The following is a 19507-nucleotide window of genomic DNA, read 5'->3' as shown; positions in this document are numbered from 1 at the left end:
GGACGCGGCGGCATCATACAGCGCCCGGTGCTCGTCGCGGATCACCACGACGATGTCGTCGAAGCGGCCGGTGGCGCGGAAGGCCTCGACCGACCGGCGCAGCGCGGTGCTGCCGGCCAGCGGGCGGTACTGCTTGGGCAGGGAGCCGCCGAAGCGCTCGCCGGTTCCGGCGGCGACGATGACGGCGGCGTGGCGTGGCATGGTCCGCTGGGACTCCCTCGACGAAAAAAGCGCCGCACGATAGGGCGGCGCCGAGGGCGAGACAAGCAATACGGCCGGGCGGCGGCGTCACCCGGCCGTGCCGTCACAGCGGGCCGGTCACTGGGGGATCAGCTCGACCCGCCGGTTCTTGGCGCGCCCGTCATCGCTGTCATTCGGCGCCACCGGCGCCAGCGGGCCGACGCCCGCCGGGTTCAGCCGGCCTGCCGGGATGCCGTACTGCTTGACCAGCGCGGACACCACCGAGGCGGCGCGGGCCCGCGACAGCGCCATGTTGGTGTCCATGCCGCCGACATTGTCGGTGTGGCCGACGACATGGATCTTCAGCGACGGGTCGTCCTTGAGGACCTGCGCGATCTGCTCCAGCGCCGGCTTCGATTCCGGCTTGAGGTCGGCCTTGGCGAAGTCGAAAGTGATGCCGTAGAGGGCGATATGGCCCTGCGCCGACAGGCTCTTCTCGATCTCGGCCGCCGTCACCGTCACCATCTTGTCCTGCAGCGTGCCGGATTCGATGACGTCGAGCTGGACGATGGTCTGGCCCTTCGCGACCTCGATGTCCCTGGTGTAGCCGTCCTCGAACTCGGTGACATAGAGGGCGATGCTGACGGTGCCGCCGTCCTTGGCCAGCTCCGCGGTCAGGAGATGCGCGGCCTCCGGGCTGTAGCTGAACAGCTGGGTCCCGACCCCGTCGAAGATGACGTCCTGGCGCCTGCCGATGGCGCCGCCATCGGCCTTGAACAGCACCTGGTAGCCCTTGGCCGCCAGCTCGTTCTCGTAATTCTCGAACACGTCGGCGGAGGAGATGCCGGCCGGGACCGTGTAGCTGAGGCGGGTCAGCGCGCCGCTGACCTGCTTCGAGGCGGCGAAGACCGGCTTGTTGTCGGCATCGGCCTCGTCGGCCGGGCCCAGCGGCAGGGTGTAGTGGGTGAATTTCTGGGTCTTGTATTCGACGATCGACGCGCCCTCGTAGCGCTTGATCCCCGGATAGTCCTTCGCCCCCGGGATGTCGGCAGCCGCAGCCGGCGCCGTCACCGCGGCGGCCAGGGCGAATGCCAGAACGGCGATGCGACCGATCGTCCCGATCATCGAACTCATAGGAGTGTGCTCCATCGTCGCCAGCGGGCCGCAGCCCGCGGCATCATGCTCCAACCGCGGCCGTTCGCCCGGCGGGAAACCGCCCCGACCCCGGCCGCCTGACATGTAGCGCCCCGCGCAAGGAACTTCTTCCCCCCAAGAATCGGGGGTGGTTGCCATTTCTGCCCATTGGTTGGGCAAAACTTTCATTGGACAAAATTTAGGCGATGGGCTGATGTGACACTCGTAATCCAGCTCGCCGCCGATGCCGAACCTGAAACCGATCCCCACCGCTGCGGTCGCGCCGCAACCGGACCCCTTCGCGCTCCTGGCCTCGCTGCCGGTAGCGGTGCTGGCCGTCGGCCACGACCGAGTGATCCGCTTCGTCAACCTGGCCGCGCAGCAGCTGCTGGACGCCAGCGAATCCGCCCTGCTGGGGCAGGAGCTGACCGGGCTGGTGCCGGGCGACAGCCCGCTGTTCACCCTGATCGACCAGGCGATCCAGCAGGACCGCAGCGTCGCCGATTACGGCATGCTGCTGGAAAGCCCGCGGATCGGCCGGCGCACGGTCACGGTGACGGTGGCGCCGCTGGTCGACCCGCCGGACCTCGCGGTGGTCAGCCTGTTCGAGGAATCGGTGGCGCGGCGGATCGACACCCAGCTGAACCGCCGCCACGCCGCCCGGTCGATGACCGCGATGGCGGCGATGCTGGCGCATGAGATCAAGAACCCGCTCTCCGGCATCCGCGGCGCCGCCCAGCTGCTGGAGCAGACGGTCGGCGACGACGACCGGGCCCTGACCCGGCTGATCTGCGAGGAGACCGACCGCATCGTCCGACTGGTCGACCGCATGGACGCCTTCTCCGACCCCAGCCCGCTGAACCGCGAGCCGGTCAACATCCATGAGGTGCTGGAGCGGGCGCGCCAGGTGGCGCAGACCGGTTTCGGCCGCCATGTCCGCTTCATCGAGCGCTATGACCCGTCGCTGCCGCCGGTGCCGGGGCAGTTCGACCAGCTGGTCCAGGTGTTCCTGAACCTGATCAAGAACGCCGTCGAGGCGGTGGCCGAGGATGGCGAGATCATCCTGACCACCGCCTATCAGCGCGGCGTGGCGATCGCGGTGCAGGGCACCAGCCAGCGCCTGAACCTGCCGCTGATGGTGGCGATCCAGGACAACGGCCCGGGCATCCCGGACGACCTCAAGGACCATCTGTTCGACCCCTTCGTCACCACCAAGGCGGAAGGCTCCGGCCTCGGCCTGTCGCTGGTGGCCAAGATGATCGGCGACCATGGCGGCCTGATCGGCTTCGAGAGCGAGCCGCGCCGCACCGTGTTCAAGATCTCCCTGCCGATCCACGCCGGGGCGGTGTCGACCGGCGACGGCGAAGACAATGGAAGCGAAGCATGACCAGCGGGACCATTCTGGTCGCGGATGACGATCGCGCCATCCGCATGGTGCTGACCCAGGCCCTGTCCAGGCTCGGCCATGAGGTGCGGAGCACCGGCACCGCCTCGACCCTGTACAAATGGGTGCAGGACGGCGTCGGCGACCTGATCATCACCGACGTGATGATGCCGGACGAGAACGGCCTGGACCTGCTGCCGCGGATCCGCAAGCTGCGGCCGGAACTGCGGGTCATCGTCATGAGCGCGCAGAACACGCTGCTGACCGCGGTCAAGGCGACCGAGCGCGGCGCCTTCGAGTACCTGCCCAAGCCGTTCGACCTGAAGGAGCTGGTCGGGGTGGTCGAGCGCGGCCTGACCCTGCCGCGCCAGGACGAGGGCGAGCGCCGCGAGGTCGAGGACGGCGAGGAGGCGATGCCGCTGATCGGCCGGTCGCCGGCGATGCAGGAGATCTACCGGGTAATGGCCCGGCTGATGGCGACCGACCTGACCGTGATGATCACGGGCGAAAGCGGCACGGGCAAGGAGCTGGTGGCCCGGGCGCTGCACGATTACGGCCGCCGCCGCACCGGCCCCTTCGTCGCCATCAACATGGCGGCGATCCCGCGCGACCTGATCGAATCCGAGCTGTTCGGCCATGAGAAGGGCGCCTTCACCGGGGCGCTGTCGCGCTCCACCGGCCGGTTCGAGCAGGCCCAGGGCGGCACGCTGTTCCTGGACGAGATCGGCGACATGCCGATGGAGGCGCAGACCCGGCTGCTGCGGGTGCTGCAGGAGGGCGAGTACACCACGGTCGGCGGCCGCACCCCGATCCGCGCCGATGTCCGCATCATCGCCGCCACCCATCGCGACCTGCGCAGCATGGTGCGGCAGGGGCTGTTCCGCGAGGACCTGTTCTACCGCCTCAACGTCGTGCCGATCCGCCTGCCGCCGCTGCGCGAGCGGTCGGAGGACATCCCGGCCCTGGTCAGCCATTTCATGCGCCGCGCCGCCGCCGAGGGGATGAGCGAGAAGGCGCTGGACAAGCGGGCGATGGAGCGGCTGACGCGGCACCGCTGGCCCGGCAATGTGCGCGAGCTGGAGAACCTGGCCCGGCGCCTCTGCGCCCTCTACTCGCAGGAGACGATCGGCATCGACGTGGTCGAGGCCGAGCTGAGCGACGCCCTGCCGCAGCCCGGCATCGCCGAGCCCGGCGCCGACCCGGCCGGGGAGGGGCTGTCGGCCGCGGTCGAGCGCCATCTGCGCGACTATTTCGCCGCCCATGCCGGCAGCCTGCCGGCCAGCGGCCTGTACGACCGGGTGCTGCGCGAGGTCGAGCGGCCGCTGATCACGCTGAGCCTGGCCGCCACCCGCGGCAACCAGATCCGCGCGGCGGAATTGCTGGGCCTGAACCGCAACACCCTGCGCAAGAAGATCCGCGAGTTAGACATCCCCGTGGTCCGTGGCCTAAGCTAGGTCCCCACTCAGGACGTAGAACCGTATCGATGACCACCAACGCCGCGAGCCCTTCCTCCCTCTGGCGGCAGCTGTATCAATGGGCGGCCCGGATCGGGCTTGAGAACAAGCTGGCGGTGGTGCTGATCTTCGCCGCCGTCGCCTCCGGCATCGCGACCTACACCGCGCTCAGCAGCAACTCCCTGTTCGGCAAGGATGCCGACCGGGTGACGCTGCTGCTGGTGCTGGACCTGACCATCCTGTTGATGCTCGGCGCCATCGTCGCGCGCCGGCTGGTCGGGATCTGGGCGGCGCGGCGGCGCGGCTCGGCGGGGTCGCGGCTGCATGTCCGGCTGGTGGCGCTGTTCGCCGTGGTGGCGGTGGCGCCCGCCATCCTGGTGGCGATCTTCTCCGCCGTCATCTTCAACATCGGCGTGCAGACCTGGTTCTCCGAGCGGGTCTCGACCGCGGTCAACGAATCGCTGTCGGTCGCCCAGGTCTATCTGGAGGAGAACCAGAAGGGCATCCGCTACGCCGCGCAGAGCATCGCCTACACGGTCGAGCGGGCCTACGCCCAGTATCCGGAATTCATCACCGCGAACAAATCCGCGCTGATCGGGATCCTGGGCAGCATGACCCAGACCTACAACATCCCCGACATCCGGATCATCGACCGCAAGGGCCAGGTCGTCGCCGAATCGCCCTACGCCAAGGGCCTGAAGCTGGACATGGTGGCCCCGCAGTATTTCGACCGGGCGATGTCGGCCGATAGCACCGGCTACGGGCCGGTCGAGCTGATGGTCGACGGCCAGGGCGACCGGGTGCGCGCCCTGGTGCGGCTGAACGGCTTCCCCTTCGATGCCTTCCTGCTGATCGGCAAGCAGGTCGACCCGGAGGCGCTGGCCTATGTCGAGCAGACCAAGGGCGCGGTCGCCGACTACCGGGCGTTGGAGGGGCGGCGGTCGCAGCTGCAGCTGATCTTCACCGCGATCTACGTCACCGTCGCGGTGCTGCTGCTGATGGCCGCGGTGTGGATCGGCCTGGTCTTCGCCGACACGCTGGTGCGGCCGCTGCGCGAGCTGATCATGGCGTCGGAGCGGGTGCGGGCCGGCGACCTGTCGATCCGGGTCCAGGGCAGCGACAGCACCGACGAGCTGGGCAGCCTGGCGCGCTCCTTCAACCGCATGACCAACCAGCTGGAGAGCCAGCGGCGCGAGCTGATCGAGGCGAACCGCCAGCTCGACCAGCGCCGGCAGTTCACCGAGACCGTGCTGTCCGGCGTCTCGGCCGGCGTGCTGGGCCTCGACGAGGACGGAAGGGTGCATCTGCCGAACCGCTCGGCCACCGAGCTGCTGGGCCGCTCGGTCGACGAGCTGGTCGGCCATACGCTGGAGTCGGCGGTGCCGGAGATGGCGGAGCTGCTGGAGAGCGCCCGCAGCCGCCAGGGCCGGGTGGTGGAGGGCCAGGTCAAGGTCCGCCGCCACGGCGAGATGCGCATCCTGCTGGCCCGCATCGCCGCGGAGCGGCTGGACGGCGAGATCCGCGGCTTCGTCGTCACCTTCGACGACGTCACCGAGCTCCTGTCGGCGCAGCGCAAGGCCGCCTGGGCCGATGTGGCCCGCCGGATCGCGCATGAGATCAAGAACCCACTGACCCCGATCCAGCTCTCGGCAGAACGGCTGAAGCGCAAATATCTCAAGCAGATATCGGACGATCCTCAGACGTTCATCACCTGCACCGAGACGATCGTGCGGCAGGTCGGCGACATCGGCCGGATGGTCGACGAGTTCTCGGCCTTCGCCCGCATGCCGACGCCGGTGATGAAGGCGATCGACCTGTCCGAGACCTGCCAGCAGGCGATGTTCCTGCAGCGCAACGCCCATCCGAAGATCGGCTTCTCCTTCAGCCAGCCGGACGACCGCCCGACAGTGCCGTGCGATGCCCGGCAGCTGTCGCAGGCCGTCACCAACCTGCTGCAGAATGCCGCGGACGCGATCGACGGCCGCATCGCCGAGGGCCGCGACCTGCCGAAGGGGCAGGTGCGGATGGTGCTGGACTATGCCGACGGCGAGGCCTGGATCACGGTCGAGGACAACGGCAAGGGCCTGCCCACCGTCGACCGCGACCGGCTGACCGAACCCTATGTCACCACCCGCGCGAAGGGGACCGGATTGGGGCTCGCCATCGTCAAGAAAATCATGGAGGATCACGGCGGCCGGCTGGTCCTTGAGGACCGCCCGGGCGGTGGGGCCCGGGTCAGCCTCGTCTTTCCGTTGGAACAGGCGGGCGTTCCGGCCGTTCCAACCGGCGACGAGCCGGGCGCATCGTCCGATCAGGTGACGGCTGCGGGCTCCAAGGACGCGGTGGGCCATGGCGCATGACATTCTCGTCGTCGACGACGAGGCGGATATCCGGATGCTCATCTCGGGCATCCTCGACGACGAAGGCTACACGACCCGGGAGGCCGGCGACACGACGCAGGCGCAGCAGGAGCTCGCCGCGCGCCAGCCCAGCCTGGTGATTCTCGACGTCTGGCTGCAGGGCAGCCCGATCGACGGGCTCGAGCTGCTCGACATCATCCGGCGCGACCATCCGGGCGTGCCGGTGCTGATGATCAGCGGCCACGGCAACATCGAGACCGCGGTCACGGCGATCAAGCACGGCGCCTACGACTTCATCGAGAAGCCGTTCAAGTCGGACCGGCTGCTGCTGATGGTCGACCGTGCCATCGAGGCCGCCCGGCTGCGGCGCGAGAACGCGGAGCTGAAGCTGCGCGCCGGCACCGAGGTCGAGCTGATCGGCCATTCGCCGATGATCAGCCAGCTGGCGCAGCAGATCGAGCGCGTGGCGCCGACCGGCAGCCGGGTGCTGATCACCGGCCCGGCCGGCGTCGGCAAGGAGGTGGTGGCCCGCCGGCTGCACGCCCTGTCCAAGCGCGCCGAGGGTCCGTTCATCGCCCTGAACTGCGCGGCGATGCACCCGGACCGGCTGGAGGAGGAGCTGTTCGGCGTCGAGGCCATGGTCGACGGCGTCATCGCCACCCGCAAGGTCGGCACCTTCGAGCAGGCCCATGGCGGCACGCTGCTGCTGGACGAGGTGGCGGACATGCCGCTGGCCACCCAGGGCAAGATCGTGCGGGTGCTGCAGGAGCAGACCTTCGTCCGCGTCGGCGGCGCCACCAAGGTCGAGGTCGATGTCCGGGTGATCGCCTCCTCGAACCGCGACCTGCCGACCGAGATCGCCGAGGGCCGGTTCCGCGAGGATTTGTACTATCGCCTGAACGTGGTGCCGATCGCCGTGCCGCCGCTGGCCAGCCGGCGCGAGGACATCCCGCTGCTGGCCCGCCACTTCATGCAGCGGGCGGCGGACGGGCAGGGGCTGATGCCCCGCCAGGTCGGCGAGGATGCGATGGCGGCGCTGCAGGCCTACAGCTGGCCGGGCAATGTCCGCCAGCTGCGCAACGTCATCGAATGGCTGCTGATCATGGCGGCCGGCGACAACAGCATGCCGATCCATGCCGACATGCTGCCGCCGGAGATCGGCGCCATCGCCCCCGCGGTGCTGCGCGGCGACCGTGGCAGCGAGATCATGGGCCTGCCGCTGCGCGACGCGCGCGAGCTGTTCGAGCGTGAGTACCTGATCGCCCAGGTCACCCGCTTCGGCGGCAACATCAGCCGCACCGCCGAGTTCATCGGCATGGAGCGCTCGGCCCTGCACCGCAAGATGAAGAGCCTGGGCGTGCACGGCGCCGGCGACCGCAAGCTGGTCGACTGAGCCGGATGATTCGATTGCCAAGCCTTTCGGAATTCCGAGACCGTCATTGCGAGCGTAGCGAAGCAATCCAGGGGCCGGTGCGCACCGGCCCCTGGATTGCTTCGTCGGCTTCGCCTCCTCGCAATGACGGCGAGGGTAGGGTGTGCCAAGGCGCTCGGCGCGAGGGGAGAAAGTAAACCAATGGCGCGCGACGCCTATGTCAACGGGCGCTATGTGCCGCATGCCCAGGCGGCGGTGCATGTCGAGGACCGCGGCTTCCAGTTCGCCGACGGGGTCTACGAGGTGGTCTGCATCCGCCGCGGGCACCTGATCGACGAGGACGGCCATCTCGACCGGCTCGGACGGTCGCTGCAGGAGCTGCGCATCGCCTGGCCCTGCGAGCGCCGGGTGCTGCGGCTGCGCATGCGGCAGCTGCTGCAGCGCAACGGCGTGCGCGACGGGCTGATCTATCTGCAGGTCACCCGCGGCGCCGCTCCGCGCGACTTCCGCTTTCCGGCCGCGGCCCGGCCGACCCTGGTGATGACCACGCGGCGGGCGGCGCTGGCGGCCCATGGCCGCACCGGCGTCCGCGTCATCACCATCCCGGACATCCGCTGGAAGCGCCGCGACATCAAGACCGTCGGCCTGCTGCCCCAGGTGCTGGGCAAGCAGGAGGCGGCGGAGCGCGGCGCCTTCGAGGCCTGGCAGGTGGACGAGGACGGCTTCGTCACCGAGGGCACCTCGTCCAACGCCTGGATCCTGACCGCGGACGGTGTGCTGGTCACCCGGCCGGCCAGCCACCAGATCCTCAACGGCATCACCCGCCAGTCGATCCTGCGGATCGCGGCGGCGGAAGGCGTGCGCTTCGAGGAGCGGCCGTTCAGCCTGGAGGAGGCCTTCGCGGCCCGCGAGGCTTTCCTCAGCAGCGCCACCAGCTTCGTCACCCCGGTGCTGCGGATCGACGACCGCATGGTCGGCGACGGCACGCCCGGCCCGCTGGGCCGGCGGCTGCTGGAGGCCTATGTCGGATACGCGTCGGGCGCCGGCGCATCGTGACCATGCGCCATTGCTCCCTTTTCTCCGGCCCCGCGCTTCCCATATTGTCGAACGGTGCCACATCGTGTGGCTCGGGCCTCTCGGGGCTCCAATAAAATCAAGCAGCAGGATCCAACTAATGTCGGAAAAGGCACAGAACGTTCAGGACGTCTTCCTCAACAACGTCCGGAAGAACAAGATCCCGGTGACCATCTTCCTCGTCAACGGGGTGAAGCTGCAGGGTATCATCACTTGGTTTGACAACTTCTCGGTCCTGCTCCGCCGCGACGCCCATTCGCAGCTGGTGTACAAGCATGCGATCTCGACGGTGATGCCGGCGCACCCGATCCAGCTGTTCGAGCCGCAGAAGGAAGAGGCCTGATCCCTTTGGGCCAGACTTCGGGGCCAAATTCCGGCGTGGATGGCGCGTCCTCGGGGCGCGCCATCGTCATTCATCCGGTGCTGCCGGGTGCCCGCAACGATGCCGGCCGCACCGCCGAGGCCTCGCTGGAGGAGGCGGTCGGGCTGTCCCGCGCGATCTCCCTCGACATCGCCGAGGCGCGCTGCGTCCGGGTGTCGCGGCCGCAGCCCTCGACCCTGATCGGCGAGGGCGCGCTGGAGGAGCTGTCGAGCGTGGTCGCCGCCACCGAGGCCGGGCTGGTGGTGGTCGACGCCACCCTCAGCCCGGTGCAGCAGCGCAACCTCGAGCGGCGCTGGAAGACCAAGGTGATCGACCGCACCGGCCTGATCCTGGAGATCTTCGGCGAGCGCGCCCGCACCCGCGAGGGCCAGCTGCAGGTCGAGCTGGCGCATCTCAGCTATCAGCGCTCGCGTCTGGTCCGGTCCTGGACCCATCTCGAGCGGCAGCGCGGCGGCGCCGGCTTCCTCGGCGGTCCCGGCGAAACCCAGATCGAGCTGGATCGCCGCCAGATCGACGACCGCATCATCCAGATCAAGCGCCAGCTCGACGACGTCCGCCGTACCCGGTCGCTGCATCGCGACGCACGGGCCCGGGTGCCCTATCCGGTGGTGGCGCTGGTCGGCTACACCAATGCCGGCAAGTCGACCCTGTTCAACCGCCTGACCCGGGCCACGGTGCTGGCCAAGGACATGCTGTTCGCCACGCTCGACCCGACCATGCGGGCGATCGAGGCGGGGCAGGGGCGGCGGATCATCCTGTCCGACACCGTCGGCTTCATCTCCGACCTGCCGACCCATCTGGTCGCCGCCTTCCGGGCGACGCTGGAGGAGGTGCAGGCCGCCGACCTGATCCTGCACGTCCGCGACATCGCCCATCCCGACACCGAGGCCCAGCGCGAGGATGTCGAGGCGGTGCTGCGCGACCTGGACATTGACATCGATTCCGACGGGCGGGTGATCGAGGTCCTGAACAAGGCCGACCTGCTGCCGGAGGCCGAGCGCGAGACCCTGTCGACCGCCGTCCGCCGGCGCGGCCACGATGCGGCCGTGATCTCGGCCCTGACCGGCGAGGGCTGCGACGGGCTGATGGAACTGATCGCCCGGCGCATCAACGCCGACCGCGAGACCATGACGGTCAAGCTCGACATCGCCGACGGCCGGACCCTGGCCTGGCTGCATGAGCATGGCGAGGTGCTGGAAGCCCGCGACGACGGCGCCCATCTCTTCGTCCGCGTCCGCCTGCATCCGAACGACGCCGCCCGGCTGCACCGCCAGCTCGGCATCGCCACCCGCCACTGAGAGCCCTCCGATGCTGCGCCTGCCCGAGATCGATACCGTCGCCGCCCTGATCTCGGAGACGGCGCAGGAGCTGATCCTGCCTCGCTTCGGCCGGCTGGAGGACGGGGCGGTGATGGAGAAGGCGCCCGGCGACCTGGTCACCATCGCCGACCAGGAGAGCGAGGTGCGGCTGGCGGCGCGGCTGCCCGATCTCCTGCCCGGCTCTCTGGTGGTCGGGGAGGAGGCCTATGCCAAGGGTCCGGCGGTGCTGGACCTGCTGGACGGCGATGATCCCGTCTGGATCGTCGACCCGGTCGACGGCACCGCCAATTTCGTCGCCGGCCGGCCGCGCTTCGGCACCATCGTCGCCCTGGTGCACCGGGGCGAGACGCTGATGGGCTGGATCCACCTGCCGGTCGACAACCGCACCGCCTGGACGATCAAGGGCGAGGGCGCCTATGTCGATGGCGAGCGCCGGGCCCTGGCGGCGCCGGGGCCGCTGGCGACGCTGCGCGGCGGCTTCAACCTGGCCAAGCGGCCGCCCGGCTATGCCGTGGGCGTGATGCGGCTGCGCGAGGCGGTCGGCACCCACATCCATGTCAACTGCGCCGGCGCCGACTATATCGACGCGGTCGATGGTCGGATCGACGTCCTGGCCTATCGCAAGCTGTTCCCCTGGGACCATGCCGCCGGCACGCTGCTGCATGCCGAGGCGGGCGGCTGGTCCGCCGTGCTGGACGGCACCCGCTACCGCCCGACGCTGCGCCAAGGCCCGATCCTGGTGGCGCCGGACCAGGCCAGCTGGCGCGCCGCCCGCGCCGCCATGGGCGAGATCGCCGCCGCGGCCTGATTTGAACGAACCCAACCCGAAAGGAAATCCCATGTCCCGCACCGTCACCGCCTCCGGGCTGGAGATCGAGGAGCTTGAGATCGGCACCGGCGCCGAGGCGAAGCACGGCCAGACCGTGACCGTGCACTACACCGGCTGGCTGCGGAACGACGACGGCAGCGCCGGCCGCAAATTCGATTCCAGCAAGGACCGCAACGAGCCGTTCCGCTTCCCGCTGGGCGGCGGCCGGGTGATCCGCGGCTGGGACGAGGGCGTGCAGGGCATGAAGATCGGCGGCAAGCGCCGGCTGGTCATCCCGGCCGCGCTGGGCTATGGCGCGCGCGGCGCCGGCGGCGTGATCCCGCCGAACGCGACGCTGATCTTCGACGTCGAGCTGCTGGGCGTCTGAGCGGTGACGTGGGTTGGGTTCGCATATGCGAACCCGACAACCGCACGTCCCATCCTGTTGTCATCCTCGGGCTTGACCCGAGGATCAGGGGCTTTCAGGAGCAGCTCTCGGTGGCCCTGGATTGCCGGGCCAAGCCGGCAATGACGATAAAATCTGCTCACAACCGGAGACCAGCCGGACGCTTCATCCCGCCGTCTCCGCCCGCTTCGCCGCCACCCACAGCGCCTCCATCTCGTCCAGGGTGGCCCCGGCGGGGTCTCGGCCCTGGGCCCGCAGCGCCGCCTCCAGGTGGCGGAAGCGGCGCTCGAACTTGGCGTTGGTGCGGCGCAGGGCGGAATCGGGGTCGACCTCGTAGCGCCGGGCCAGGTTGACGGCGCAGAACAGCAGGTCGCCGATCTCGTCCTCGATCCGGTCCTTCGGCGCCTGGCCGTCGATCTCGGCCCGGATCTCGCCGACCTCCTCCTCGATCTTGTCGAGAATGTCGGCCGGGTCGGTCCAGTCGAAGCCGACCCGCGCCGCCCGCTTCTGCAGCTTCAGCGCCCGGGTCAGGCTGGGCAGGCCGCCGGCGATGCCGTCCAGCACGCCGGCCGGGCGGCCCTCGGCCTCCGCCTTGGCCGCCCGCTCCTCCGCCTTCTGCCGCTCCCATTGCGCCGGCATGCCGTCGGCGTCGACCTCGGCGCCGGCGAACACATGCGGGTGGCGGCGGATCATCTTGTCGACGATGCCGGCCGCCACATCGGCATAGGCGAAGGCGCCGCGCTCCTCCGCCATGCGGGAGTGGAAGGCGACCTGGAACAGCAGGTCGCCCAGCTCGTCGCGCAGCTCGTCCATGGCGTCGCGCTCGATCGCGTCGGCCACCTCATAGGCCTCCTCGATCGTGTAGGGCGCGATGGTGCGGAAATCCTGCTGCACGTCCCAGGGGCAGCCGGTCTCCGGGTGGCGCAGCCGCGCCATGACCTCGATCAGGCGGCGGGTGGCGTCTCCGGCGTCGGGGGCATCGGGACGGTCGGTCATCATCGATCTCCGGGCGGGCGGTCCCTTCCTGGTATCGCATCGCGACGGCGGCCGCAAATCACGCTCCGCCTTGCCAAGCCGGCGCCCGCATATTCCTATACCGGCCGGGGCGCTTCGCTCCGGTCCGAGGGGAAATCCACACCATGTCGTTCATCCGTTCTCTCAGAACCGTCGCGCTTGCGACCAGTCTGGCCGCCTCGGTCGCGCTCGCCGCCTGCGGCCAGAAGCCCGCGCCGGCCCCGGCCGCGCCGGTCGGCCCGACCCAGCTCTTCTCCTACGAGGTGCTGACCTTCAAGCCGCTCGGCCTCGACGACAAGAAGGCGACCTATGCCGACCGCGCCGCGTTCACGGCGCAGGTCCGCGACACCGAGCTGCCGAAGATCCTGGACCTGCTCAAGATCCCGGCCGACCAGGTGCAGACCGAGCTGACGCCGGGGGGCTACCAGCTCGAGACCAACGCCTCGCTGCAATCGGCCTTCGAGGCCGATGCCAAAACGTCCGATCTGTTCGCCGCGGCGATCGGCTACACCTTCCGCCAGTGGAGCGTGCTGATCACCGACTTCACGCCGGAAGGGCAGGGCAACACCGCCTATGCCGTGGTCACCTTCAAGGACCACGCCCCCAGCGGCGAGGAGGCGCAGGCCTTCTTCCAGCATGCGGCCGAGGTGAACAAGGGGCTGGGCGGCGGCTACACCGCCTTCGGCCACGACCTGTACTTCCTCAACATCGGCGATTCCGAGGGCAAGGCCTATAGCGGCCTGGACGACGCCACCTTCGTGGCCGAGCTGACCAAGGCGGCGCAGAGCTTCAAGGGCTCGCCGGTCTCGGTCAGCCGCTCCGGCCGGGTCGATGCCCGCTTCGTCGAGAACGACTGGGCCAAGTCGAAGACCGGCCAGGACTACGCCAAGATCCTGGGCCGCGACCTGACCCGGAAGCTGACCCAGCTGCGCCGGCAGCACGAGCGCGACCTGCGCAAGTTCGGCACCGAGCACGGCTGGAAGTAACGGAAGCCGGCGCCGCCTGACGATCCAGGCGGCGCCGCTTCATTCGGCGGCCTCGGCCGCCCCGGCCTTCGTCAAGGGGACGGGCCGGACCGTCCGCCGGCCGAAGCGCTGGGCCAGGACCACGCCCGCCAGCACCAGGGCGCCGCCGGACAGGTGGTAGAGGTGCAGGCTCTCGCCCAGCACCGCCATCGCGATCGCCGCGGTCATCACCGGCGACAGGTTGATGAACAGGCTGGTGCGGCTGGGCCCCAGCAGGCGGATCGCCTGCATCCACAGATACGGCGCCAGGATCGAGGTCGGGATCCCGGCATAGAGGATCAGCCCGACCGCCGTGGCGCTGTGCGGCGCCGCCGGCGCCAGCAGCCAGCCCGGCAGCAGGAACAGCGTGGCGAAGGCGATCTGCAGGTACAGCGACGGCCAGGCCGGCAGCGGCATGTGCCAGCGCCGCAGCAGCACGCCGTAGCCGGAATAGGCGACGCAGGCGATCAGCATCATCCCGTCGCCCGGCACCAGCCCGCCGCTGAACGGCGCCAGCGGGTCGCCCTGACCCAGCAGCAGCGTCAGCCCGACCAGCGACAGGGCGCCGCCGGCCACCATACCGAGGGTCGGCGCCTCGGCCAGCAGCAGGCTCGACAGCGCCATGGTCAGGAGCGGCACCAGCGACACCACGAAGCCCATCTTGGTGGCCGAGGTGGTCTCCGCCGCGTAATAGGCCAGCCCCTGATAGGCGGCCATGCCGAGCAGCCCCAGCACCGCCAGCTTCGCCAGATGCGGCCGGATCTCATGCCGCAGCCGCCACACCGGCCGGGCCAGGAACGGCGTCAGCAGCAAGAGCGCCAGGGCCCAGCGCTCGAAGGCGATGACGCTGGGATGGACCGCCGTCGCCGCCAGCTTGGTGACGACGACATTGCCGGACCAGATCGCCACGGTGACGACCGGCAGGGCGAACCAGCGCAAAGGGGTGTGCGAGGTGGTCATGGCGCGACCCTAGCGCCTGGCGGTTTCGAGATATATAACGATGATCGGACAAGCGATGGAGAGGAGGGGACAGATGACCGAGCGCCTGCCCGCGCTGCGCGGCGAACCGCCCGACCCGCTGTCGTTCCGCACCGAGGATTACCCCGCCGGCATGGTGTGGCCGGAGGCGGCACTGCCATGGGGCAAGCTGAACTACGCCGTGCGCGGCCTGATGGTGGCGACGGTCGGCGGCGTGCGCTACCTGTCGCCGCCGCATTACGCGATCTGGACCCCGCCGGACATCGTGCACGCCTGCCACAACCGCGACGCGGTGCGCTATGTCTCGGTCTATGTCGTGCGCGAGCTCTGCGCGACGCTGCCGGCCGAGCCCTGCACCCTGGGCCTCAGCCCGCTGATCAAGGCGATCCTGGCCGATGTCGACGCCCGCGGCGTGAAGGTGCCGCGAAGCGAGGAGGACCTGCGGCTGGCGCAGGTGCTGGTCGACCAGATCCGGCTGGCGCCGCGCCACTCCTCCTACCTCCCGGTGTCGGACGACCCGGCGCTGCGCGTGGTGCTGGAGGCGCTACAGCGCGAGCCGGGGGATCGCCGGTCCCTGGCGGAATGGGCGCGGATCACCGGCACCACCGAGCGTACGCTGTCGCGGCACTGCCAGCGCGACCTCGGCATGTCCTTCGCCGAATGGCGGCAGCGGATGAAGCTGGTGGCGGCGCTGTCGCGGCTGGAGGAGGGGGCGTCGGTCGGCGCGGTGGCGCGCGACCTGGGCTACGGCAACGCCTCGGCCTTCATCGCCATGTTCCACCGCCTGACCGGCACCACGCCGGACCAGATGCGCAAGGACGGGCTGCGCCGCGACCGCGAGGCGGCATGAGCCGCGGACATCAAATTCTGTAAGACTTATTGGGCGGACGCCGGCGGCGTTCATGTCAACCGGCACGGGCCCGGCCCAGATGCATCTTGGGCCTGCCGGCCAGGATGCGAGGAGGCCCCCGAAGCGTCCGGCACGCCGGATGTGGTATCAGACGCTCCGGGGCGGGCCGTGCCGATCGGCCATTGGTCAGGGGGCATGCGATGGGGCTGGATTGCGCCGACTTCTACGATGCCGAGCTGCGCCGGCACAACGAGGCCCTGCGGGCCGCCCTTCGGGTCGGGCCGCGCGACCGCGTGCTCGACATCGGATGCGGGGCGGGGCTGACCAGCCGCGAGGCGGCCCGCATCGCCGTGGACGGCGGCGTCCTGGGCGTGGACGTGTCGGCGCCGATGCTCGAGATCGCCCGCCGGCGCAGCGCGGAGGAGGGGCTGCGGAACGTCGTCTTCGAGCAGGGCGACGCGCAGCGGCACCCGTTTCCCGCGGCCGGATTCGACCTCAGCATCAGCCGGTTCGGGGTGATGTTCTTCGCCGATCCGGCGGCGGCCTTCGCCAATATCGCCCGGGCGATGCGGCCGGGCGCGCGCCTGGTGTGGATGGTCTGGCAGGGCCAGGACCGCAACGAGTGGTCGACCGCGATCCGGCAGGCGCTGGAACCGGGCACCGCCCCGTCCGCGGCCGCCGCCCCCGCCTTCTCGCTGGCCGATCCCGCCGCCGCCACCGGGCTCCTGGAGGCCTCCGGCTTCACCTCGATCGATTTTGCCGAGGTCCACGAACCGGTCTTCTACGGCGCGGATGTCGACGCGGCCTATGACGCCCTGGCGGGCCTGCAATTCGTCAAGGAGCCGCTGGCCCGGTCGGATGCGGGGGTCGATGCGCGGCGGCAGCGGCTGCGCGATCTGCTCGAAGCCCATCTGACCGAGGACGGCGTGCTGTTCGACTCGCGCGCCTGGATCATCACCGCATACCGGGCGGACGGCTGATTGGTTGAAAGCGATCGCATCGATAGTCGCTGGCCAATGACAGCTAAGCGCCAGAACCCCTCTTGCGCGGAGAGCGACGCCCGGCCTTCTTCGTGACCACGCCCGACAGCTCGGGCAGGGACGGGCGCTGGTTCGCAGCAAGTTCGCGGGGCACCCAGGCGGCGACCGCATCTATGAACGCGCGTACCTGCGGCGGCAAGAATGTGCGCTCGGGGTAGACGAGCGCGATCTGCAGCTCGGCGCCGACGACACCGGCGAGCACCTGCACGAGCGTGCCGCTCTCGAGATGCGGCGCCACGAGAGAGCGCGGGAGGAGCGCGATGCCGAGGCCGCCCATGGCGGCGTCGCACAAGAGGTCGATGTCGTTCGAGAAGAATGCGCCGTCGACGTGGATCTTGCCGCCGGAGACAACGGGCCAATGGGTCTCCGGCAGCTCGCCGCGCGCGAAGCCGAGGAGACAGCGGTGGTTCCGGAGATCGCGGCGCGTGCGCGGCGCACCGCGATCGGCGACGTAGGCGGGCGACGCGACGGCGATCATCGGGTCGCGAAAGAGCGTACGCGCGATGAGGCCGGGCTGGATCTGGCTGCTCGCGCGGAGCGCGACGTCGTAGCCGTCGCGGAGGATGTCGACGAGCTGGCTCGACGTGTGGACATGGACGCGCAGCTCGGGATAGCGCATCGCGAACTCGCAGAGCATCGCATGGAAGCTGACGCTCATCATCGGCGGCACCGAGACGCGTAAATCGCCGCGCACAACGTCGTCGGTCGTCCGCACGCTCTGCTCGGCGAGGCGCACGGCCTCAAGCGCGATGCAGGCCTGCCGATAGAACACCTCACCGACATCGGTGAGGACGAGGCTTCGCGTGGTGCGGCGGAGGAGACGCGCGCCGAGGCGCTCCTCGAGGCGCGCGAGGCGGCGGCTCACGGTCGCGCGCGGGACACGCAGCTCGGCGGCGGCGCGTGAGAGGGATTTGGCGTCGACCGTCTTGGTGAAGGCGACGAGTTCCGAGGTCTCCACGGGATCGCTCATATGAATCAAATCATAGCGGATGATGCCAACTGTTGAAGCAGTGTTACGAATTTCGATCGGGCGCAAGATGCTCTCGAAGAGGACCGACAGGAGCGCTCTCGCCTGCGCGCGAGCGCCTGACGCCAAAACAGAAAGAGCTGAGGATGATACCCGACGACAAGAAACTGATCGCCGTGTTCGGCGCAACGGGAAATCAGGGAGCCGGCGTGGTGCGTGCCCTGAAGGCCGATGGCCAATTCAAGGTGCGTGCGCTCTCGCGCGACCCGGGCAAGTATCAAGGCCTCGCCGATGAAGTTGTCGCGGCGGACCTGGAACGGCCGGAGACGCTTGCAGCGGCACTCGACGGCGCGCACGGCGTCTTTCTCGTCACCAATTTCTGGCAAGAGGGCACGGATGAAATCCGGCAGGCGACGACGGCGGTTCAGGCCGCGAAAGCCGCAGGCGTCAGCCATCTGATCTGGTCGACTCTTCCCGATGTCGAGGCGATCAGCGGCGGCAAGATCGACGTTCCCCAGTTCACCGGGAAGGCGAAGGTTGATTCGATCGTGAAGGATGCCGGATTTCCGTACCACACCTTCGTCATGCCGCCTTGCTACTATCAGAACTTCTCGGGGGAATTCGGTCCGCAAAAGCAGCCTGACGGAAGCTTTGGCTGGGTGCTGCCCATAGATCCAGCTGTGCGCTGCCTTCACATGGGTGACATCAGCGAGCTCGGCAACATCGTGGCCGGCGCGTTCGCTCACCCGGATGAAACCGGCAATGGCGCATATCTGCCGTTGGTCGGCGACGTCCTGAGCTTCGACGACATCGTCGGCACGTTGAGACAGCAGGGCCATGAGCTCTCGTTCACCCGGGTCCCTCAGGAGATCTTCGCAGGCTTCTTCCCCGGGGCCGCTGCGCTAGGCGAGACGTTGGCCTACTTCGAGACCTACACCTACCTCGGTCCGCGTTCATTCGACGATGAGATCGCACTTGCGGACAAGGTGGCAGGCAAGAAGCCGGCCACATTTGCAGCATGGGCGGCTGAGAATTTTCGGCTCAAGACAGCTTCCCCTGCTTAAGCCATCGGCGCTTCGAGTCACACACGATGTGCACGCGACGAACGGCCCGCCCGTTCGTCGCGGGTCGCCTCAACGCGGCTTTGGCTCCGTGCTCATGAGTCCACGGCCTGGTTGAGGTATCAGCCGTAACAACGGCGTCCGATGGCTCTCCGCCGTTGGGAGATCGAAGCGAGCTGCCTTTCCCTTTGCGGCCTGCGGCGCGGCTTCGAGCCGTTGATACGATTCTGCTGGCCTTAATGTTCTTCTTTTGTTCTAATGAGCGGATGGTCGATGGTGCCGTCAATGCCGGAACTTCCTCCGCCGCTGCGCCGGCCACGGGACAGGCCGCCCGCTATGCCGAGGTGCTGGCGGAGCTGACCGAGATGGCCCTGGAGCTGGCCCGCGCCTTCCAGGTCCGGGCCTTGGCCGCCGACCGGGCCGGCGATCTCGACCGCGCCGTCGTCGCCGAGGCCGGCTTCAACCGCACCGCGCTCGGCATCCGCCGCGCCGTCGCGCTCGACGCCAGGCTGCAGCGGCAACGCGAGGAAGCGCGGCACAAGGCCGAGGACCGCCGCGACCGGCGGCGGCAGGAGAAGGATGCGCGCGCCGCGCCGTCGGCGAACGCCTGTCCCGCGCCATCGCGCCGTCCCGCCGGGGCCGTCAAGCCCGAAGTCCGGGAACGGCTGCCCGCCGACTCTGTGGTCCCGGCCTGACCGAGGATGAGCGCATCGACGCCGA

General features: G+C 69.4%; 19 protein-coding genes. 14 read left to right on the top strand and 5 right to left on the bottom strand.

The features are described 5' to 3' along the window. The coding region (locus P409_RS06290; protein WP_034833092.1) for a 2-C-methyl-D-erythritol 4-phosphate cytidylyltransferase at positions 1–201 on the bottom strand (201 nt) is incomplete at its 3' end. 117 nt (positions 202–318) lie between these two features. Next, positions 319–1314, bottom strand: coding sequence for an OmpA family protein (locus tag P409_RS06285; protein WP_161790351.1), 996 nt, complete (start codon positions 1312–1314; stop codon positions 319–321). 244 nt (positions 1315–1558) lie between these two features. On the opposite strand from P409_RS06285, the gene P409_RS06280 reads away from it, so the two are divergent. From P409_RS06280 to P409_RS06240, 9 genes are all read left to right on the top strand, one after another. Next, the gene (locus P409_RS06280) at positions 1559–2701 is read left to right on the top strand and encodes a two-component system sensor histidine kinase NtrB (protein ID WP_034833088.1); all 1143 of its coding nucleotides are present in this window, start codon (positions 1559–1561) and stop codon (positions 2699–2701) included. After that, positions 2698–4152 (top strand): nitrogen regulation protein NR(I), encoded by a 1455-nt coding sequence (ntrC, locus tag P409_RS06275; protein WP_034833085.1) that lies wholly within the window; start codon positions 2698–2700, stop codon positions 4150–4152. The genes P409_RS06280 and ntrC overlap by 4 nt, the downstream gene beginning before the upstream one ends. Before the next feature lie 29 nt (positions 4153–4181). Next, the gene (locus P409_RS06270) at positions 4182–6512 is read left to right on the top strand and encodes a sensor histidine kinase NtrY-like (protein ID WP_081991315.1); all 2331 of its coding nucleotides are present in this window, start codon (positions 4182–4184) and stop codon (positions 6510–6512) included. Then, positions 6502–7905, top strand: coding sequence for a nitrogen assimilation response regulator NtrX (ntrX, locus tag P409_RS06265; protein ID WP_034833082.1), 1404 nt, complete (start codon positions 6502–6504; stop codon positions 7903–7905). The genes P409_RS06270 and ntrX overlap by 11 nt, the downstream gene beginning before the upstream one ends. Positions 7906–8085: 180 nt before the next feature. Next, on the top strand, positions 8086–8940 hold the full coding sequence (locus tag P409_RS06260) for a D-amino-acid transaminase (RefSeq protein ID WP_034833079.1): 855 nt from the start codon (positions 8086–8088) through the stop codon (positions 8938–8940). A gap of 118 nt (positions 8941–9058) precedes the next feature. After that, entirely contained in the window at positions 9059–9301 is a 243-nt protein-coding gene (gene hfq / locus P409_RS06255; RefSeq protein ID WP_026870608.1) for an RNA chaperone Hfq, read from the top strand. Between the two features lie 35 nt (positions 9302–9336). Then, entirely contained in the window at positions 9337–10638 is a 1302-nt protein-coding gene (gene hflX, locus P409_RS06250) for a GTPase HflX (RefSeq protein ID WP_034833073.1), read from the top strand. A gap of 10 nt (positions 10639–10648) precedes the next feature. Next, positions 10649–11467 (top strand): inositol monophosphatase family protein, encoded by an 819-nt coding sequence (locus P409_RS06245; protein ID WP_034833071.1) that lies wholly within the window; start codon positions 10649–10651, stop codon positions 11465–11467. Between the two features lie 31 nt (positions 11468–11498). Continuing rightward, complete coding sequence (locus P409_RS06240; protein WP_034833069.1) at positions 11499–11855, top strand: FKBP-type peptidyl-prolyl cis-trans isomerase; 357 nt, start codon at positions 11499–11501, stop codon at positions 11853–11855. Positions 11856–12038: 183 nt separating this feature from the next. Here P409_RS06240 and mazG read toward each other — a convergent pair whose 3' ends face one another. After that, on the bottom strand, positions 12039–12869 hold the full coding sequence (mazG, locus tag P409_RS06235) for a nucleoside triphosphate pyrophosphohydrolase (protein ID WP_034833102.1): 831 nt from the start codon (positions 12867–12869) through the stop codon (positions 12039–12041). Positions 12870–13012: 143 nt separating this feature from the next. Between mazG and P409_RS06230 the strand changes: the two genes are divergently transcribed. Continuing rightward, on the top strand, positions 13013–13873 hold the full coding sequence (locus tag P409_RS06230; protein ID WP_052120092.1) for a hypothetical protein: 861 nt from the start codon (positions 13013–13015) through the stop codon (positions 13871–13873). 39 nt (positions 13874–13912) lie between these two features. Here the strand turns inward: P409_RS06230 and P409_RS06225 are convergent, their stop codons facing one another. Beyond that, positions 13913–14851: a DMT family transporter gene (locus P409_RS06225; protein WP_034833067.1), complete on the bottom strand. Its 939-nt coding sequence runs from the start codon at positions 14849–14851 to the stop codon at positions 13913–13915. 73 nt (positions 14852–14924) lie between these two features. Here P409_RS06225 and P409_RS06220 point away from each other — a divergent pair, with 73 nt between their 5' ends. Further along, on the top strand, positions 14925–15719 hold the full coding sequence (locus P409_RS06220; RefSeq protein WP_034833065.1) for an AraC family transcriptional regulator: 795 nt from the start codon (positions 14925–14927) through the stop codon (positions 15717–15719). 200 nt (positions 15720–15919) lie between these two features. Next, on the top strand, positions 15920–16699 hold the full coding sequence (locus P409_RS06215; protein WP_034833053.1) for a class I SAM-dependent methyltransferase: 780 nt from the start codon (positions 15920–15922) through the stop codon (positions 16697–16699). Between the two features lie 43 nt (positions 16700–16742). Here P409_RS06215 and P409_RS06210 read toward each other — a convergent pair whose 3' ends face one another. Continuing rightward, a complete protein-coding gene (locus P409_RS06210; RefSeq protein WP_202964575.1) occupies positions 16743–17795 on the bottom strand; it encodes a LysR family transcriptional regulator in 1053 nt (350 codons plus the stop codon). Between the two features lie 77 nt (positions 17796–17872). Here P409_RS06210 and P409_RS06205 point away from each other — a divergent pair, with 77 nt between their 5' ends. Continuing rightward, entirely contained in the window at positions 17873–18790 is a 918-nt protein-coding gene (locus tag P409_RS06205) for an NmrA/HSCARG family protein (protein WP_081991314.1), read from the top strand. A 263-nt stretch (positions 18791–19053) separates the two neighbouring features. Next, positions 19054–19482, top strand: coding sequence for a hypothetical protein (locus P409_RS06200; protein ID WP_034833037.1), 429 nt, complete (start codon positions 19054–19056; stop codon positions 19480–19482). The last annotated feature ends 25 nt before the right edge of the window (positions 19483–19507 follow it).

Origin of the sequence: Inquilinus limosus MP06, from assembly GCF_000767795.1 — a bacterium.
GTDB lineage: Bacteria > Pseudomonadota > Alphaproteobacteria > DSM-16000 > Inquilinaceae > Inquilinus > Inquilinus limosus_E.
The sequence above is the reverse complement of the archived record's forward strand: the minus strand, read 5'-3'. Positions and strand labels throughout refer to the sequence as shown.

Coding starts and splice junctions, on each gene's coding strand:
- P409_RS06285 (WP_161790351.1), bottom strand. CDS start 1,314: ATGAGTTCGATGATCGGGACGATCGGTCGCATCGCCGTTCTGGCATTC.
- P409_RS06280 (WP_034833088.1), top strand. CDS start 1,559: ATGCCGAACCTGAAACCGATCCCCACCGCTGCGGTCGCGCCGCAACCG.
- ntrC (WP_034833085.1), top strand. CDS start 2,698: ATGACCAGCGGGACCATTCTGGTCGCGGATGACGATCGCGCCATCCGC.
- P409_RS06270 (WP_081991315.1), top strand. CDS start 4,182: ATGACCACCAACGCCGCGAGCCCTTCCTCCCTCTGGCGGCAGCTGTAT.
- ntrX (WP_034833082.1), top strand. CDS start 6,502: ATGGCGCATGACATTCTCGTCGTCGACGACGAGGCGGATATCCGGATG.
- P409_RS06260 (WP_034833079.1), top strand. CDS start 8,086: ATGGCGCGCGACGCCTATGTCAACGGGCGCTATGTGCCGCATGCCCAG.
- hfq (WP_026870608.1), top strand. CDS start 9,059: ATGTCGGAAAAGGCACAGAACGTTCAGGACGTCTTCCTCAACAACGTC.
- P409_RS06245 (WP_034833071.1), top strand. CDS start 10,649: ATGCTGCGCCTGCCCGAGATCGATACCGTCGCCGCCCTGATCTCGGAG.
- P409_RS06240 (WP_034833069.1), top strand. CDS start 11,499: ATGTCCCGCACCGTCACCGCCTCCGGGCTGGAGATCGAGGAGCTTGAG.
- mazG (WP_034833102.1), bottom strand. CDS start 12,869: ATGACCGACCGTCCCGATGCCCCCGACGCCGGAGACGCCACCCGCCGC.
- P409_RS06230 (WP_052120092.1), top strand. CDS start 13,013: ATGTCGTTCATCCGTTCTCTCAGAACCGTCGCGCTTGCGACCAGTCTG.
- P409_RS06225 (WP_034833067.1), bottom strand. CDS start 14,851: ATGACCACCTCGCACACCCCTTTGCGCTGGTTCGCCCTGCCGGTCGTC.
- P409_RS06220 (WP_034833065.1), top strand. CDS start 14,925: ATGACCGAGCGCCTGCCCGCGCTGCGCGGCGAACCGCCCGACCCGCTG.
- P409_RS06215 (WP_034833053.1), top strand. CDS start 15,920: ATGGGGCTGGATTGCGCCGACTTCTACGATGCCGAGCTGCGCCGGCAC.
- P409_RS06205 (WP_081991314.1), top strand. CDS start 17,873: ATGATACCCGACGACAAGAAACTGATCGCCGTGTTCGGCGCAACGGGA.
- P409_RS06200 (WP_034833037.1), top strand. CDS start 19,054: ATGGTCGATGGTGCCGTCAATGCCGGAACTTCCTCCGCCGCTGCGCCG.